Source organism: Nonomuraea sp. NPDC004354 (assembly GCF_053602555.1).
On record NZ_JBSGDV010000001.1, the window covers coordinates 345682 to 361613 of the forward strand.

A 15932-nucleotide genomic window follows, 5' to 3' on the forward strand; every position below is an offset into this window, starting at 1 on the left:
CGCCGTCCTATTCGGCCGCGGATCCGGAGAACCTTGTGTGATCAAGCCTCGTGGGCGGAAAGTCTTTACATAGGCACATAAATATGGGGAATGTATGTCGTGATCCAGCTCACAGAGGAGGGCACATGGACGTCCATGACCGGCTCGCCCGCCACCTACTCGTCGACGGCTACCGGCTGGTTCTGGATCTCGACAGAAGCCAGGGATCCTGGCTCGTCGACGCCCGCACCGGCCGCCGCTACCTGGACTTCTACACCTTCTTCGCCTCCGCGCCGCTCGGCGTGAACCCGCCGCTCGACCAGGAACTCCTCGGCAGGATCGCGCTCAACAAGCCGGCCAACCCCGACATGTACAGCGAGCACCTGGCCGACTTCGTCGAGACCTTCACCCGCGTCCTCGGCGACCCCGACCTGCCGCGGCTGTTCTTCGTCGAAGGCGGCGCCCTCGCCGTCGAGAACGCGCTCAAGACCGCCTTCGACTGGAAGAGCCGCCGCAACGAGGCGGAGGGGCGCCCCCGCGAGCTCGGCAGCCGCGTCATGCACCTGACCAGGGCTTTCCACGGCCGCTCCGGCTACACCCTGTCCCTCACCAACACCGAGCCGCTCAAGACGGAGCGCTTCCCCCTGTTCGACTGGCCACGCATCGAGGTGCCGGCCACCCACCTGGGCGACGTCGAGGACCTCGAGGCCAGGGCGCTCGCCCAGGCCGTCGCCGCCTTCGAACGCCATCCCCACGACATCGCCTGCTTCATCGCCGAGCCCATCCAGGGCGAGGGCGGCGACAACCACATGCGCGCCGAGTTCCTCCAGGCCATGCAGGACCTCTGCCACGAGCACGACGCCCTGTTCGTCCTCGACGAGGTGCAGACCGGCGGCGGCACCACCGGCACCCCCTGGGCCTACCAGCAGCTCGGCCTGGCCCCCGACATCGTCGCCTTCGCCAAGAAGGTGCAGGTCGGCGGCATCATGGCGGGCCGGCGGGTGGACCTCGTCCCCGACAACGTCTTCACCGTCAGCGGGCGCATCAACTCCACCTGGGGCGGCGGGCTCGTCGACATGGTCCGCTCGCGCGCCATGCTGGAGATCATCGAGCGCGACGGGCTCATCCCACGCACCGCCGAGGCCGGCGCCCGGCTGGTCGAAGGGCTGGGCAAGCTCCAGGCCGAGCATCCGGCGCTGGTGTCGAACGTGCGCGGGCGCGGCTTCATGTGCGCCTTCGACCTGCCCGACGGCGCGCGCAGGAGCGCGCTGATCACCCGGCTGCGCGAGGAGGAGGGCGTCGTGGTGCTGCCGTGCGGCGAGCGGTCGGTACGGCTCAGGCCCGCGCTCAACATCCCCGACGAGGATCTCGAACACGGCCTGGCCGCCATCGGCCACGCGCTCTCCCGCCCGCTCTGACACCCTCCTCCGGCCGACCGCCCGTCGTGTCCTCCTTTCACCTGGCTTGTGACACTAAAATTTTTTAGTGTGCTACTGTAACCTTCGTCTGGTGAAGGAGGGAGATCGGCATGTCGCTTCGCATGGCGCTGCTCACCCTGATCGCGGGGGCGCCGCGCAGCGGTTACGACATCGGGCAGGAGTTCGACGGCGTCCTGAAGTTCGTCTGGCACGCCAAACCCACCCAGGTCTATCCCGAGCTCAAGCGGCTGGCGTCCGAGGGGCTCATCAGGGAGCAAGGCGAAGGGGCGCGCGGTCGCCGGCCGTACGAGATCACCGAGGAGGGTGAGCGGCTGCTGCGGGAGTGGCTGACGAGCACGTCGGCCGACCACAGCCAGCGCAACGAGACGGTGCTCAGGTCCTTCGCGCTGTGGCTGGTCGAACCGGAGGAGGCCCAGGCCTTCCTCCGGGAGGAGATGGAGTATCACCGGGCGCGGCTGCGGGGCATGCGGGCCCTGATGAAGGGGCTCGACCTCAGCCGGCCCGCCGACCGGGCGTCGCTGCTCGGCCTCGAGGCGGGCGTGCGGCGGCTGGAGGCGATGATCTCCTGGGCCGCATGGGCGATCGACGTCGTGGGGACCTGGCCCGCCACCGGCGAGGCGGCGGCTTCATGACCGAGGAGCTGAGGGCGGCGATGGGCACGACCGCGGAGGAGAGCCTCACCCTCGCGGACGGCAGGCGGATCGGCTACGCCGTCTTCGGCGACCCGGCGGGGCGGTCGTGCCTGCTCGTCCACGGATACGGCTCGTCCAGGTGGGTGGCCGGGTGGGCGCTGTCCGACACCGTGCTGCGCCGCCACGGCCTGCGGGTCGTCTCCGTGGACCGGCCCGGGTACGGCAGGTCCACGGCCGCTCCGGGGGCGGGCTTCCCCGGGTGGGCCGACGACGCCGCGGCGCTCGCCGGCCACCTGGGGCTCGACCGGGTCGCGACGATCGGCGTGTCGATGGGGGCGGGGCCCGTCCTGGCGCTGGCGGCCAAGCGACCCGACCTCGTTACCAGCACGACGATCCTGGGCGGGATGGCCCCCGTGGACGGCGTGGGCCGCTGGGCCCCCGACAGCCGGGCCGACGCCTTCTACTGGCGGCTGGCACGGCGGGCTCCGCGGCTGCTGCGCCGGCTGTGCTCGCTGGCGGCCACGACGATGTCGGCAGGCGCCCGCGGCGACGCCGACCGGCTCGTCGGGCGGGTCGAGCGGTCGCTGATCCCGGCGGACCTGCGCGTCTTCCGCCGGCTGCTCGCCGACGGGGGAGACGCCGCCAAGGCGGCCTTCGTCGCGGACGTCAAGGAGAGCTGCGGGCAGGGTGGGGCGGCCATGGCCGGCGACCTGCTGGACTACCTGCGGCCGTGGGGGTTCGACCCGGCCGGCGTGCGGGGGCCCGTGCACCTGTGGCACGGGCTGGAGGACCCGAAGGTGCCGGTCACGCTGGCGCGCCGGCTGGCCGACCGGCTGCCCGGCGGGACCGCGCGATTCGTGCCCGGCGGGCATTTCGCGGCGTTCGCCTATCAGGACGAGATCCTGGCGCGGATCGCCGCGGAGTAACCCCCGCCCTTCGGCGGGCCCCTGCACGACATCGCGAGGCCGGGAACGGGCGGCACGCCTTGCGAATGCGGTGTGGAACGGCACGGCGACATCCGGCCCGGCGGCTTGCTGTGATGTTCGTCACCGTACGGCGAGCCGCGTGATCACCGGCGCTTCCCGGCAGCGGGAAACGCCGGTCCCGCAACAGGCCGAGCCCCTACGTGTCCCTGTTGAGCCATAAACCTATGGCGGTGACCCGGCAGTCGGCGCCGAGCTTGGCGTAGATCCTGTTGACGTGGTTCTTGACCGTCTTCTCACTGAGAAACAGTCGTTGCGCGATCTCCCCGTTGGACTGACCGGTCGCGATCAGGTCCATCACCTCAGCCTCACGCTTGCTCAAGCGTGCGACGTGGTCGACTCTCATCCGGCCTCCGGAACAGCGAAGTCGGTCAGATCGCCGATTGGCCCCCGTGCTCCCGGCGTCAGCGGTTGACAGCGAGCATAACTCGCATTGTCCTGATTTGGGGCCAAAGTCATCGGAGAAAAGCAGAAGGCCGATCCCGTACGGGACCGGCCTTTCTGATGTGGGGTGAGTGAGGGGACTTGAACCCCCGACATCCAGGACCACAACCTGGCGCTCTGCCAACTGAGCTACACCCACCATGCGCACTGCCGCGGCAGCACATGGAAAAGTGTAGCGGTCTTCGGGACCCTTTGCGCCACTCAGCCGAGTGACACACTGTCCGCGAGGGTCCTCGCGGTCGCCGAGTCGGGTCCGGGCTGGCCCACGAACACCGCCGCGCGGTAGTAGCGGAGCTCCCTGACGCTCTCGGTGATGTCGGCCAGCGCCCGGTGCCCGCCCTGCTTCTCGGGCGCCGCGAAGTAGACACGCGGGTACCAGCGGCGGACCAGCTCCTTGATCGAGGACACGTCGATCATCCGGTAGTGCAGGTAGGCGTCCACGGCCGGCATGTCACGGGAGATGAACGTGCGGTCCGTGCCGATGGAGTTGCCGCACAACGGCGCCTTCTTCGGCTCGGGGATGTGGCCGCGGATGTAGTCGAGCACGAGCGACTCGGCCTCCGCGAGCGTGACCCCCTCGGCCAGCTCCGGCAGCAGACCCGAGGCGGTGTGCATCTCGCGGACCACTTCCGACATCTGCTCCAACGCTTCGGACGGCGGCTTGATGACCACGTCGACGCCTTCGTCCAGCTGCCGGAGCTCGCTGTCGGTGACGACACAGGCCACCTCGATGAGCGCATCGCGCCCGAGGTCGAGCCCCGTCATCTCACAGTCGATCCAGACCAGCAACTCACTCATACGATCAATCTCCTCGCCCAGCGGCTCGGAGCTACCCGCCCGCTTGCTCATTGACTCCAGCGTAGTGCCCAGGTCAGGAGAGCTTGAGAGAGTTCAGTGTCTGAGTGACGAGACCGGTATCCAGATTGTCCGGCACCGAGACGTAGAGCAGCGCGGGGCGCTTGCCCTCGCCCCTGTCGACGAGGACGATGGCCGCGCGTTCCTTCTTCCACTGGTAGCTCTTCTTGGCCGACTCGGCGCTGAAGTCCATCTCGAACTCCAGAACGCGGCCCGCGTGGCCGTCGACGGTGATCGCCTTGTCCTGGAGGATCTTCCGCTCGTGCTTGATCGGGTAGAAGCGGGCGAAGTCGATGAAGACCGTGCCCATGGCCGAGCGCAGGTCGGCCTCACCCTGGTAGGGGTAGCTCTCGTCGAGCTCGCCGGAGTAGAGGCTGCCCGTCCAGTCGCTCTCGCCGTCGTACTTCTCCTGCGAGACGGCGCTCATCCCGGCCGACCACTGCTGGGCGTTCGGGTTGGGGTTGATCTCGGCGGACGAGGGCACGCTCCACGGCTCGCCCGGCGCCGGGTAGGACAGCCCGGTCGTGGGGTCGGTGATGCGCCCGTCGGCCGGGGTGGGCAGGTCGGCGCCGGCCCCCTGGGTGGGCGAGTCCGTGGGTGACCCGGTAGGCGACTCAGTAGGGGACTCAGTGGGGGACTCGGTGGGTGTCTCGGCGGTCGGCGGCTCGCTCGTGGGGGTGGGGCTCGGCATGGTCGTCGTCTGGCCGCCCCGGTTGGCGATGAAGATCGCCGCCGTCGCGATCAGCGCGATCACCAGCACCGCGCCGATGCCGCCGAGGATCCACGGCATCGCGCCGCCCGACTTCGGCGGCGGCCCGAAGTCGGGCGCGGGCAGCCGCATCGTGGCGCCGCCGTAGGGCTGCTGCCCGTACTGCTGCCCCGGCCCCTGGTACTGCCCACCCGGTCCCGGCCCCTGGTACTGCGCACCGTGACCCGGCGGCTGCTGGTACTGCGCGCCCGGTCCCGGCCCCTGGAACTGCGGGCCCGGACCTGATCCGGGCGCCTGGAACTGCGCGCCCGGTCCTGGCGGCTGGTACTGCGGGCCCGATCCCGGCGGCTGGTACTGCGGGCCCGGACCGGGGCCGGGCGCCTGGTACTGAGGGCCGGATCCCGGCGGCTGGAACTGCGGGCCCGGTCCTGGCGGCTGGTACTGCGGGCCGAAGCCCTGCCCGTGCTCAGGCCCCGCGTCAGGGCCCGCTCCCGGCCCCTGGTACGGCTGCGCCGCGGGACCCGCGCCCGGCCCCTGAGGCGGCGCCCACGGACCGGAACCCTGGTCCACGCCGGCAGCAGGACCACCGCCGGGCGTATCCCACGCTCCCTGCCCCGCCTCATGCCCCCCGGAGGGCGCCTGGTACGCCGGTCCGGGGCCGCTGTCGGGCTGCCCGGCACCCGGCCCGTCCGCCCCGTGGTACGGCGTGCTTCCCACGATGGGACCCGGCCCGGCCGTCTGGGTAGGGCCGCCGCCGTGCGCCTGAGGACGCGCGCCGGGCTCGGTCGGGTGTGTGGCGTCGGTCCACTGGGTGCCGTCCCACCACCGCAGCTGCGGCGAGCCGTAGGGGTCGGGATACCAGCCTGCGGGGGTCTGCGTGGTCATGGCCGCCAGACTAATGACAACCGCTTGGCAGTGGGTAGATCAGCACTTGTAGGTGAATGTCGCCTTATCCTCGATCTTCTGTCCCTGGGGCACGGGAGACAGGACCCGCAGCCGGGCCGTCAGCTTGGCCGTCGCCTCTCCCTTGACCGTCCACTTCAGCAACACCGTGTGGGTCGTCTTGCCCGACGGGACGGTCTCGGTCTGCTCGATCGGCTCCTTCCTGTCGCTGCGCAGCCACTGGAACCTGACGCTGCCGCCCGAGCCGTTGGTGACCAGGTTTCCTGTGATGGTGGCGGTCTTGCGGCAGCCCAGCGTCTTGGGCGCGCTCACCGTCGCGGACTGCACGACCAGGTCGGCGGGGGAGCGCACGGAGAACCACGCCAGCACGGCGCCCGCGATGACCAGCGCGAGCACCGCCGCCGACACCACTGTCCTGCGGCGGCGTGCCCGGGCGGCCTTGCGCGCCCGCTCGCCGTACGTGGGAGGGCCGGGGCGGTTGCCGTCCCGCCAGATCTTCTCCGCGGTGGTCTGGCCGTGGGTGCCGGAGGAGGTGACACCGGGGCCGAAACGGGCCGGCTCGTGAGTCGGCCCGGGGACCCGCAGCATGGTGACGATCTCGCCTTCGTCCCTGACCGGGGACGTGCCCGGTGTCGCCGGGGTCGCCCAGCGGCGTGCGGTCTCGGCGAGCACGTCGCGGCTGATCAGCCCGCCGGGCAGGGCGTCCCGTCCGGCGAGCAGGGTGTCTCTGGCCGCGGCCAGCCCGTGCGTGGTGGCGGTGGTCGCGACCCTCTCCAGCAGGTCCGCCGCGCCGGGGGAGGCCGCGGCCCACGTGGCGGCCAGGCCGCGGGCCAGCGCGGCCCAGGCCGCGACGTCCCGGTCGGGGGCGGGCGGCAGGCCCCGGACGGCGTCGGAGAGCCCGCGCTCGGACAGCAGCGCCGCCCCGTCCTCCGCGATCACCACGGTGCCGGGATGGAGCGAGCCGTGGGCCAGTCCCGCCGCGTGGAGCGCGGCGAGGGTCTGCGCCGTCTCGACGAGGACGGCGGCGGCGCCGGCCGCGTCCATCGCGGGCGTGGTCAGCAGGTCCGACAGGACGGGCGAGATCCCGTGGCCGGTCAGCAGCCACACCTCGGGCCCGGCGGTGACCAGGTCGGCGACCGGGACGAGCCCCGTCATCCCGCCTGCGGCCAGCCCGCGGTCGGCCAGCACGGCCTCGACCAGGCGCTCGCGGGCGCCGGGCACGGACACGAGCCGGGAGTCGAACCGCAGGGCCCCGCCGCGGCTGCCGCCGGGGCCCGTCGCCTCGATCCACGTACCGAGCTCGGTGATCCGTTTCCGGTCCGTGAGCAGGAAGCCGGCGATCATGCTCATCAGTTCCCCCGGTGCCTCGCCCCCGCTACCTCTGCTTCCTGTGCCGTCCAGCGACACGGCGCTTCACCGCAAGTGTGACCGGTACCGCGCCGGACGTCATCAGGCCGATCGCCAGCAGCCCCGGGACCGCCGTCGCCGACGGGGTCTCGGTGACCCTGGGCGTCTCCCCGCCGTCGTCGGAGTTGGACGGGGACGGCTCGGAGGAGGTCGTCTCCCTGGGTGTCTCCGACGGGGTGTTCTGCGGAGGCGGCGGCGCGGACGTGGTCGCCGACTGCGAGGGCGTCCGCGACGGCGCGGGGTCGTTGTCGGACCTGCCGCGCAGTGTCACGTCTAGCTCAGGAGTGGGCGTCGGCTTCTTGCTCGCGGTGGGCGGCGGGGGCGGCGGCGTGGACCGGCGCACCGGCTGCTTCGACGGCTTCGGCGGCTTCGGCGTCGCGGTGGTCTTCTTGGGCGCGGCGACGGTCGGCGAGGGCGTCGCCGTCGAGGTGGTGGCCGGCGCGACCGTCTCCTCGGCGGACGGTTCCTCGGTCGTGGGCTCCTCCGTGGCGGACCCCGTCGGCGACGGCGCCTCGATCAGCGACATCGTCGGCGTCGCGGGCGAGGTCTGCGCCCTCAGCGCCGGGTCGTCGTCGCCCGAGGTGAGCAGCATGGTGGTGACCGTGCCGATCACGACGACGACGCCGACGCACACCAGCGTCTTCACGCCCAGCCTCGAGACGATCCCGCGCGGCTCGGCGAACTCGCTCTCGGCCAGCGTCGTGCTGGTCTCCAGCGTCTCCTCGCCGGTGCCGGGGAAGAGCACCAGCAGCAGGCCCGCGAGCCTGGCCAGGCGGCGCCTGCCCCGCTCCTCCCAGTCGGGGCCGTAGGCGCGGGCGGCCACGACCTCCAGCTCGTCGAGGAAGTCGTCGGCCGAGGCCGGACGCTCGACCGGGTGCTTGGACAGCCCGCGCTCCACCAGCGGCTGGAGCGCCTCGGGCACCTCGTCGACCGGTGGCGGGGTGGCGTGGTGCTGCCGGGCCAGCGCGGCGACCGTGGCGGCGCGGAAGGGCCGCATGCCGGTCAGGCACTCGAAGAAGACGATCGTGGCCGCGTAGACGTCGCTCGCGGCGGTGGCGGGCCCGCCCGACCACTGCTCGGGGGCCATGTAGGCGGGGGTCCCCGCGGAGTTGGCGCCCTCGCCCTGCCGGACGGCGATGCCGAAGTCGACCAGCTTGCTGCTGCCGTCGCCCTGCACCATCACGTTCTCGGGCTTGAAGTCGCGGTGCACGACGCCGATCGCGTGCGCCGCGGCCAGACCCTTCAGCGCCCCCTTGAGCACGGCCAGGGCCGCCTCAGGCCCCGTCGGCCCCTCGGAGTCGAGCAGCGCCCGAAGCGAGACGCCGTCGACGAGCTCCATGATGATCGCCGCGCCCTGGCCGTCCTCGACGTAGCCGAGCAGGCGGACGTTGTACGGGCTGCGCATGCTGCCGAGCATCCGGGCCTCGTGCCGGAACCTGGCCACGAACCCGACGTCGTCACGCAGCCGGTCGGACAGGTACTTGATCGCGACCTCGACACCGTCGTGGTCACGCCTGGCCAGCATCACCCGTCCCGAGGCGCCGGAGCCGAGCTCGCGCACCTCGGTGTAGCCGGGGACCCCCCACCGGTCCATCAGATCACCTCTGAATCCTCTGGGCCCCCACCCACATCAGAACGGATCGTAGCTTACTCAGGAGAAACGTGGCTATCGGACTTCCGGCCATTTCTTTTCGCAGCTCAGCGCCGTATCGGCGGACCAGTGGCCACGATTCTCATGAGGAGTGATCATCACTCTCGCCCGGCTGTGGAGTGGGCGTCTCGGCCGGCGGTTCGCACGTGGGCGTCTTGCCGCCGGCGGAGGCGGTGCCGTTCGCGGCGGCCGGGCTGGTGCCCGCCGTCACCGTCCAGGACGATCCGCAGGGCAGGTCGGGGACGGTGAAGCCGACCGTCGCGGTGTAGGCGGTCTGGCCGGACAGCTCGACCGACTCGGTGTGCCGGACCTGGCCGGCGACGCCGAAGGCGACGCTCAGCCGTACCGGCTGGGTGTTCGCGGCGGCGACGGTGACGATCGCGGTGGCACGGCCGCGCGCGTTCAGCGCGGCCCTGGCGATCGAGACCTGCCGCACCGCGGCGGGGCACGGCACGCCGGCGCTGGCGCTGTCCTGCCTGTCGCCCGCCCGTACGGTCACCGTGACCGTCCCGCCGCAGGGCCGCTCGCCGAAGGTGTGGTCGAACGCGCCGGTGTAGGAGGTGTCCCCCGACAGCGAGAGCGTCTTGGCGGCGACCTGGTCGCCGTCGAGCGCCATCGTGGCGGTGACGGGCACCTCGCCCGTGCCGCTGGTCTCGACGGCGATCCTGGCGCGCGCGGCCCGTCCGGGCGCCTGCGCCACGGCGAGGGAGACCCGCAGCCCGGTGACGGTCGTCGGGCACGCGGGCAGCGGCGCGCTGACGGTCTTCGCGCCGCCTGGCGCGGCGGGTGAGGTGGTGACCGTGAGCGTGACGATCCTGCCGCAGCGCCGCTCGCCGAGGTCGTGGCCGACGGGGTGGGTGTAGGTGGTCGCGCCGCTGACCCGGTTGCGTGCGGTGCGCACGACCTGGCCGTCGACGGCCAGGCGGGTGGTGAGCGTGACGGGCCCGGTGCCCGTGGTGCGCAGGGAGACGGTGGCGGCGGCCCGCCCGGCCGCGTCGACCGACAGGGCGCCGACGTTCAGCGCCGACACGTTCGTCACCGGCCGCGGCGTCGGGGTGCCGGGCGTCGGCGTCGGTGTGGGAGTGGGGGAGGGCGTGGGTGTCGGAGTGCGGGTCGGCGTCGGTGTCGGTGTCGGGGTCGGGGTGGACGGCCGCGGCGTGGGAGTCGTTGTGGGCGGCTTCGGCGACGGTGAGGCGGAGGGCGGCCCCGCCGGTGAACCGGTGGGAGAGGGCGGGGCCTGCGTCTCCTGGCCGGTGTTCGATCCGGCGCCGACGTCCGGCTCGCCGGTCGGCTCGCCGCCGGCCTCCGGCGTGCCGGTCGCCAGCGTCGCCGGGCTCGGCGGCACGGCCGCGGTCGAGGGTTCGGACGCCACCACGTCGATCGTCGCCGCGGGCGGCCGGTCCCTGCCGGCCAGCACGTAGCCGGTCACGCCCGCGGCCACCGCGACCGCCGTGGTGCCGATCAGCAGCCGCTTGCCGTGCCGCCGGGCCGTACGTGCGGTGTTCCTGAAGACGGTCCGGAAGAAGGACGAGCTCGTGGCGGGCGGCGGGGTCGCCGGCTGTGGCAGCAGCAGCGCCAGCAGCCCCACCAGGGCGGCCAGCCGGCGCCTGCCGTCCTCCTCCCATTCCTCGCCGTAGGCGGCCAGCGCCGCCCGCTCCACCTCGCCCACGAACGCGGCCGCGCTCGGCGGGCGGTCGGCGGGGTCCTTGGCCAGGCCGCGCGCCATCAGCTCCCGCACGCCCTCTGGCGCGTCGTGGAGGGGGACGGGCGCGTGCAGGTGCTGGTAGCCGAGGACGTGCGACTCCGTCGAGCGGTACGGCCGGTGCCCGGTCAGGCATTCGTAGAACACCACGGTGGCCGCGTAGACGTCGGTCGCGGGAGAGGCGGGCCGGCCCGACCACAGCTCGGGGGCCATGTACGGCGGGGTGCCTGTCGCCCGCGTGGCGGTGCCGTGCCGTACGGCGATGCCGAAGTCGACCAGCTTGCTGACGCCGTCGTCCCTGACGATGACGTTCTCCGGCTTGTAGTCACGGTGGACCAGGTGGGCCGCGTGCGCCCGCTCCAGGCCGAGGAGGGAACCCTTGAGCACCACCAGCGCCGCCTCGGGCCCGGTCGTGCCGTGCTCGCGCAGCAGCGCCCGCAGCGACACGCCGTTGACCAGCTCCATGACGATGGCGGCGCCGTCGGGCTCCTGGATGTACTCCCACATCCTGGCGATGTGCGGATCCACCAGCGTGGTCAGCACCTCGGCCTCGGCCCTGAAGGCGGCCAGCGCCCCGGGCTCGTGGCGCACCCGCTCCGACAGGTACTTGACGGCGACGCTGACGCCCGTGTCGTCGTGCACGGCGAGCACGACCCTGCCGCTTCCGCCCGCCCCGAGTTGCCGTATCTCGGTGTAGCCGGGGGCGCTCCAAACCATGGCGCTCTCCCATCAGGAGTCTGGCCCACCTGATGAGACGTACGATCCGCCGTTCTGGTTGGCGGTCAACGCTCCTTGATATGGCCCGGTGTGTCGATCCCCTCGGGCAGCACCGGGTCCGGCACGGGCGCCCCCCACGAGGTGACCAGCGGGAGCACCCCGGCCCAGACCGGCAGCGCGTAGTCCTCGTCCTCGTCGACGGGCGCACCGCCGCGCACCTTGACCGACGCCTCCTCCAGCGACAGCGCGAGCACCGCCGTGGCAGCCAGTTCCTTGCGGGTCGGCTGCCTGGCGTAGTCCCACTGGCCGGGGGCGAGCTGCTCGGTCAGCGCCCGCAGGCCGGCCATGCGCTCCTCCTCGTCGGTGACCAGCCTGGCCGCGCCGTAGATGATCGCCGATCGGTAGTTGACGGAGTGGTTGAAGACCGAGCGGGCCAGCACCAGGCCGTCGAGGTGGGTGACGGTGACGCAGACCTGCTCGCCCGACCCCGCCCGCAGCGAGCGGGCGCCGGTGGAGCCGTGCAGGTAGAGGGTGTCGCCGATGCGGCCGTAGCCGGTGGGCACGACCATGGGGTGACCGTTCACCACCACGCCCAGATGGCAGATGAGGCCGGAGTCGAGCACCTCGTAGAGGTCGTTCCTGTCGGTGCTGCCGCGGTGCTTCTCGCGTCCGAGCGTCGTGCGGGGTGTGGTGGAGAGCATGCCGTCACGCTATTGAGATAGTGGACCTGTCGTTAATGTCCACTAATAACCGCTTCTTGGAGACCACTTCCGTGCGCACCCTCGTCGACCTGCCCGTCGTCCTGACCAGGGATTCGGCGGTGCCGCTGTCCGTGCAGCTCGGCGACTGGCTGCGCGACGCCATGCGCGCGGGCGCCCTCACCGCCGGGATCCGCCTGCCGTCCTCGCGGGGGCTGGCCGCGCAGCTCGGCGTCAGCCGTACCGTGGTCACGGAGGCCTACCAGCAGCTCTACGCCGAGGGCTGGCTCGACGGCCGCCACGGCTCGGGCACCTACGTGGCCGACCTGTCGCAGGAGACGCCCCGCCCCGCACCCGCGCCCGCCCCCGCCGTGGTCCCCCCGGTACGGCGGGCCGCCCCGCTGATCGACCTCACCCCCGGCGAGCCGTGGGTCAAGGACTACGACGCGGCGGCGTGGAAGCGGGCCTGGCGCAGGGCCGCCGACCTGCCACCGGGCGCCGACCCCGACCCCTACGGCCTGCCGTTCCTGCGGGAGCTGCTGGCCGAGCACCTGCGCAGGACGCGGGCGATCGCGGTGGGCCCGGAGAACGTCCTGGTCACCAGGGGCACCGGCAACGGCCTCGACCTGGTCGCCATGGCCCTGCTCGGCCACGGGGCGCGGGCGGGCGTCGAGGAGCCCGGCTACCGGGTGGCCCGCGCCGTCTTCGCCGCCAGGGGCGCGGCGATCGTGCCGTGCCCCGTGGACGAGGACGGCGTGATCGTCGACGACCTGCCCGGCGATCTGCGCGTCCTCTACACCACTCCCGCCCACCAGTACCCGATGGGCGGGCGCCTGCCGATCCCGCGCAGGGAACGGCTGCTGGCCTGGGCGCGGCGCACCGGGGCGACGGTCGTGGAGGACGACTACGACGCGGAGTTCCGCTACGACGTGGCCCCGCTGCCCGCCCTGTACGGCCTCGACCCGGCCCGCGTGGTGCTGCTCGGCACGCTGTCGAAGTCGCTGGCCCCCGACGTGGGGGTGGGCTGGCTGGTCGGCGAACCGGAGCTGCTGCGGCGGATCGCCGCCATCAGGAACGACCTGTCCGATCGCACCAGCGGCCCGGTCCAGCAGGCCGTCGCCACCCTGCTGGAGCGCGGCGACCTCGACCGGCACCTGCGCAGGATGCGCCTGGAGTACGCCCGCCGCCGCGCGGCCGTGGTGGAGCTCCTCGGCCCGGTCTGCCGCCTGCACGGCGACACGGCGGGCCTGCACGTCCTGGCCGAGCTGCGACCCTCGGCGGTGGCCGGTGTCGTGACGGCGGCGGCCGCGGCGGGCGTCCTGCTCGACACCACCGCCCGCCACCACCACGGGGCGCCACGGGTGCACGGCCTGGTCATCGGGTACGGCTCCGCCTCGCTCGCCGACGTGCGGCGCGGCTGCCAGATCCTGGCCGACCTCATCCGCGGGCTGGAGTGAGCTCCCTCAGCACGGGCAGGGCGCGGTCGGCGTAGACCGGATCGACGGGCAGCACGTGCTCGGCCCACCAGCGGGCGTCGGCGGGAGCGGGCGAGGGGGTCGTGAACCCGGGGGCGTAGTCGTCGTAGGGCGGCGCGTAGAGGTAGCCGGTGGCCACGCCGCGGCGTTCGAGCGCGGCGATGGCCCGATCCCGCTCCTCCACCAGCAGCGGCACCCTGAACAGGGGCTGGTCCAGGTGGTCGAGGACGCCCTCGGCCACGCTCGGCAGCTCGGCCAGCCGCCGCACCCCGGCCAGCCGCCGTGGCCGCACGCGCGCCACCTTGGCCACCTTGCGGCCCTGGTACCACCGGGCCGGCCCGCCGCGCCTGGTGCGGTAGGAGTGGAGGTCGGCGCGCACCCACGGGTCGAAGGGCGGCAGCGCGGGGCCGCCCGCCATGGCCGCCCGCAGCTCGGGGGCGCGCAGCGCGATGCGATAGCCTTCGCGCTCCTCCTCCATGCCGAGGGCGCGCATCAGCCTCAGCGCGGGACGGACCAGGTCGAAGGTGAGGGCCGCCTGGCGGGCCATCGAGCTGGCCACGCTCAGCAGCTCGGCACGCCAGGATCCGGGCTGCAGCAGCAGGTCGCGCGCCTGCGCCAGCGCCTTGGCGTCGGCGGCGTCCGCGACGGCCAGCACGCCGCCCGAGCCCGCGCCCGCGTGCTTGGAGAGGCTGTAGACCCCCGCCGCGCCGAACGTCCCGAGCGGCCGGCCGCCGACCGTGGTCTCCATCGCGTGGGCGACGTCCTCGATGAGGAGCTTGCCGTCGAAGGCGGGCAGATCGTCGGGCAGGCCGTACAGGTTGGTGGTGAGCACGGCGTCGACGCCGGACAGGTCCGCGCGGGCCGGGTCGATGTTGCCGGTACGGCGCGACAGCGGCGCGATCACCGGCACCAGCCCCGCCGCGAGGACGAGGAAGAGGATCTCGTCGGCGGAGATCGGCGACATCAGCAGCCGCTGCCCCGGCGCGCAGAAGTGGCGCAGCGCGAGGTAGAGGCCCAGCCGGTTGGACGGCAGCGCGAGACAGTGTCGGCCGGTGCGCTCCTCGAGCGCCCGGACGGCGCTCACGCCTGCAGGGCCGTGCGCAGGCGGCCGTAGGTCTTCAGCGCGCGGTCGGCGGTCTTGAGCAGGAGCGGGTTGGCCATGACCGCGCCGCGCGCCTTGCGCACCGGAACCCTGATCATCCAGTGGACGCCGGCCCCCGCGCTGGCGCGCGCGACCCTGCCCTCGGCGACGTGGAGGTCGCCGGTCTTGAGCTTCTCCTTGTACTCCTTGGGCCCCCGGCCCATGTCGATGAGCCTGATCCCGGCGGCCGCCGCGGCCTCGGCCATGGCCAGGTGGTGGATCAGACCGGGCGACGACTTGGCGTAGGCGGTGTCGTAGGCGGGGAACCAGCCCACGAGCGTGTGCCTGGTGCGCAGGCCGAAATGGCCCGCCATCGGGACGCCGTCGACGTAGACCATGTCGAGCACGCCGGCGAACGCCTCGGTCTGTGTGGCGAGCAGCCGCTCGACCAGCTCGACGATCCAGCGGGTGGCGAACCTGTCGGTGCGGCCCGTGCGGCGGTACTGGTCGGTCTTCCAGGCCAGCAGCGTGTGGAGGGGCGCCGGATCGGTGACGGCGTAGTCGTGGCGCAGCGGCCCGACGTCGCGCTGGAGCTTGCGCGACTTGGCCAGCGTGCTCTTGTACGTCTTGCCGGAGTTGGCCATGAGGTAGTCGGTGTACGGCGCCCAGCCGTCGCTCAGGTCGATGACCGGCGAGGGGTGCAGCTCGTGTCGTTCGGCCAGCATCGGCTGCCCGGCCACCAGATGGTCGAACTCGAAGACGCCCAGCCCGCAGCTCTTGATCAGCTTCTGCGCGTCGATCTCCGCCTTGGTGTGCATGACCATGCCCTGGGCGTCGGTCAGGCCGGCGGCCACCGGCCTGCCGATGCCGAGCGGATGCCGCTCGAAGGGGAAGAATCCGACCACGTCGGTTCCGTCCTCGAGGACGGCGACGCGTGTCTGGTCGCGCGACTCGCCTACCGCGATCGTGAACTCCGGCGAGAGGAAGGGATTGTCGAAGGACGGGTCGGCCTCCTGCAAGGCCCTCCATCGGTCCACTTCCGGGCGCCCCAGGTCACGGGGGTGAACAAGAGTGATGCGCATGGGCTCCTACTGGGGTGTGCGGTCCCCGCCCGCCGTGCGGCATGGTCGGGTGTCGGGGGTACTTCCTGAGCAGACCATGCATGGCGGTTCACAGCAAACGTTAAGGGATATGGGGGAGTGGTGGGCCGCCACTGCTGGCAAATTTAGGGAGTTCTCATGTTGGTGGCGTGAACAG

General features: G+C 72.6%; 13 protein-coding genes and 1 tRNA gene. 4 read left to right on the top strand and 10 right to left on the bottom strand.

Annotated features, from left to right (window positions below; all coding sequences use genetic code 11):
• The first annotated feature begins 125 nt into the window (after window positions 1-125).
• The 3 genes from lat (at window position 126) to ACWENQ_RS01620 (ending at window position 2976) form a co-directional block, all read left to right on the top strand.
• Entirely contained in the window at window positions 126-1397 is a 1272-nt protein-coding gene (lat, locus tag ACWENQ_RS01610; protein ID WP_449917379.1) for an L-lysine 6-transaminase, read from the top strand.
• 110 nt (window positions 1398-1507) lie between these two features.
• Window positions 1508-2050 (top strand): PadR family transcriptional regulator, encoded by a 543-nt coding sequence (locus tag ACWENQ_RS01615; protein WP_452412586.1) that lies wholly within the window; start codon window positions 1508-1510, stop codon window positions 2048-2050.
• The gene (locus ACWENQ_RS01620) at window positions 2047-2976 is read left to right on the top strand and encodes an alpha/beta fold hydrolase (RefSeq protein WP_452412587.1); all 930 of its coding nucleotides are present in this window, start codon (window positions 2047-2049) and stop codon (window positions 2974-2976) included. The genes ACWENQ_RS01615 and ACWENQ_RS01620 overlap by 4 nt, the downstream gene beginning before the upstream one ends.
• A gap of 196 nt (window positions 2977-3172) precedes the next feature.
• Here ACWENQ_RS01620 and ACWENQ_RS01625 read toward each other — a convergent pair whose 3' ends face one another.
• The 8 genes from ACWENQ_RS01625 to ACWENQ_RS01660 form a co-directional block, all read right to left on the bottom strand.
• Complete coding sequence (locus tag ACWENQ_RS01625; protein WP_449917370.1) at window positions 3173-3379, bottom strand: helix-turn-helix domain-containing protein; 207 nt, start codon at window positions 3377-3379, stop codon at window positions 3173-3175.
• A 161-nt stretch (window positions 3380-3540) separates the two neighbouring features.
• Window positions 3541-3616, bottom strand: a tRNA-His gene (locus tag ACWENQ_RS01630).
• A gap of 62 nt (window positions 3617-3678) precedes the next feature.
• On the bottom strand, window positions 3679-4275 hold the full coding sequence (gene orn / locus ACWENQ_RS01635) for an oligoribonuclease (protein ID WP_354913630.1): 597 nt from the start codon (window positions 4273-4275) through the stop codon (window positions 3679-3681).
• A gap of 73 nt (window positions 4276-4348) precedes the next feature.
• A complete protein-coding gene (locus ACWENQ_RS01640; protein WP_452412588.1) occupies window positions 4349-5926 on the bottom strand; it encodes a DUF2510 domain-containing protein in 1578 nt (525 codons plus the stop codon).
• Window positions 5927-5965: 39 nt separating this feature from the next.
• The gene (locus ACWENQ_RS01645) at window positions 5966-7294 is read right to left on the bottom strand and encodes a hypothetical protein (protein WP_449917365.1); all 1329 of its coding nucleotides are present in this window, start codon (window positions 7292-7294) and stop codon (window positions 5966-5968) included.
• Window positions 7295-7319: 25 nt separating this feature from the next.
• A complete protein-coding gene (locus tag ACWENQ_RS01650) occupies window positions 7320-8945 on the bottom strand; it encodes a protein kinase domain-containing protein (RefSeq protein ID WP_452412589.1) in 1626 nt (541 codons plus the stop codon).
• A 139-nt stretch (window positions 8946-9084) separates the two neighbouring features.
• On the bottom strand, window positions 9085-11421 hold the full coding sequence (locus ACWENQ_RS01655) for a protein kinase domain-containing protein (protein WP_452412590.1): 2337 nt from the start codon (window positions 11419-11421) through the stop codon (window positions 9085-9087).
• 65 nt (window positions 11422-11486) lie between these two features.
• On the bottom strand, window positions 11487-12122 hold the full coding sequence (locus ACWENQ_RS01660; RefSeq protein ID WP_452412591.1) for a pyridoxamine 5'-phosphate oxidase family protein: 636 nt from the start codon (window positions 12120-12122) through the stop codon (window positions 11487-11489).
• A 56-nt stretch (window positions 12123-12178) separates the two neighbouring features.
• On the opposite strand from ACWENQ_RS01660, the gene pdxR reads away from it, so the two are divergent.
• The gene (gene pdxR, locus ACWENQ_RS01665) at window positions 12179-13576 is read left to right on the top strand and encodes a MocR-like pyridoxine biosynthesis transcription factor PdxR (protein ID WP_452412592.1); all 1398 of its coding nucleotides are present in this window, start codon (window positions 12179-12181) and stop codon (window positions 13574-13576) included.
• Here the strand turns inward: pdxR and ACWENQ_RS01670 are convergent.
• Both ACWENQ_RS01670 and ACWENQ_RS01675 read right to left on the bottom strand, forming a co-directional pair.
• On the bottom strand, window positions 13557-14678 hold the full coding sequence (locus tag ACWENQ_RS01670) for a DegT/DnrJ/EryC1/StrS family aminotransferase (protein WP_449917353.1): 1122 nt from the start codon (window positions 14676-14678) through the stop codon (window positions 13557-13559). The two genes, pdxR and ACWENQ_RS01670, sit on opposite strands and share 20 nt — an antisense overlap.
• Window positions 14675-15694 carry a GNAT family N-acetyltransferase gene (locus ACWENQ_RS01675; RefSeq protein WP_354913619.1) on the bottom strand — a complete coding sequence of 340 codons (1020 nt, stop codon included), beginning with the start codon at window positions 15692-15694 and terminating at the stop codon, window positions 14675-14677. Before ACWENQ_RS01675 ends, ACWENQ_RS01670 begins: the two co-directional genes overlap by 4 nt.
• Window positions 15695-15932 lie beyond the last annotated feature (238 nt).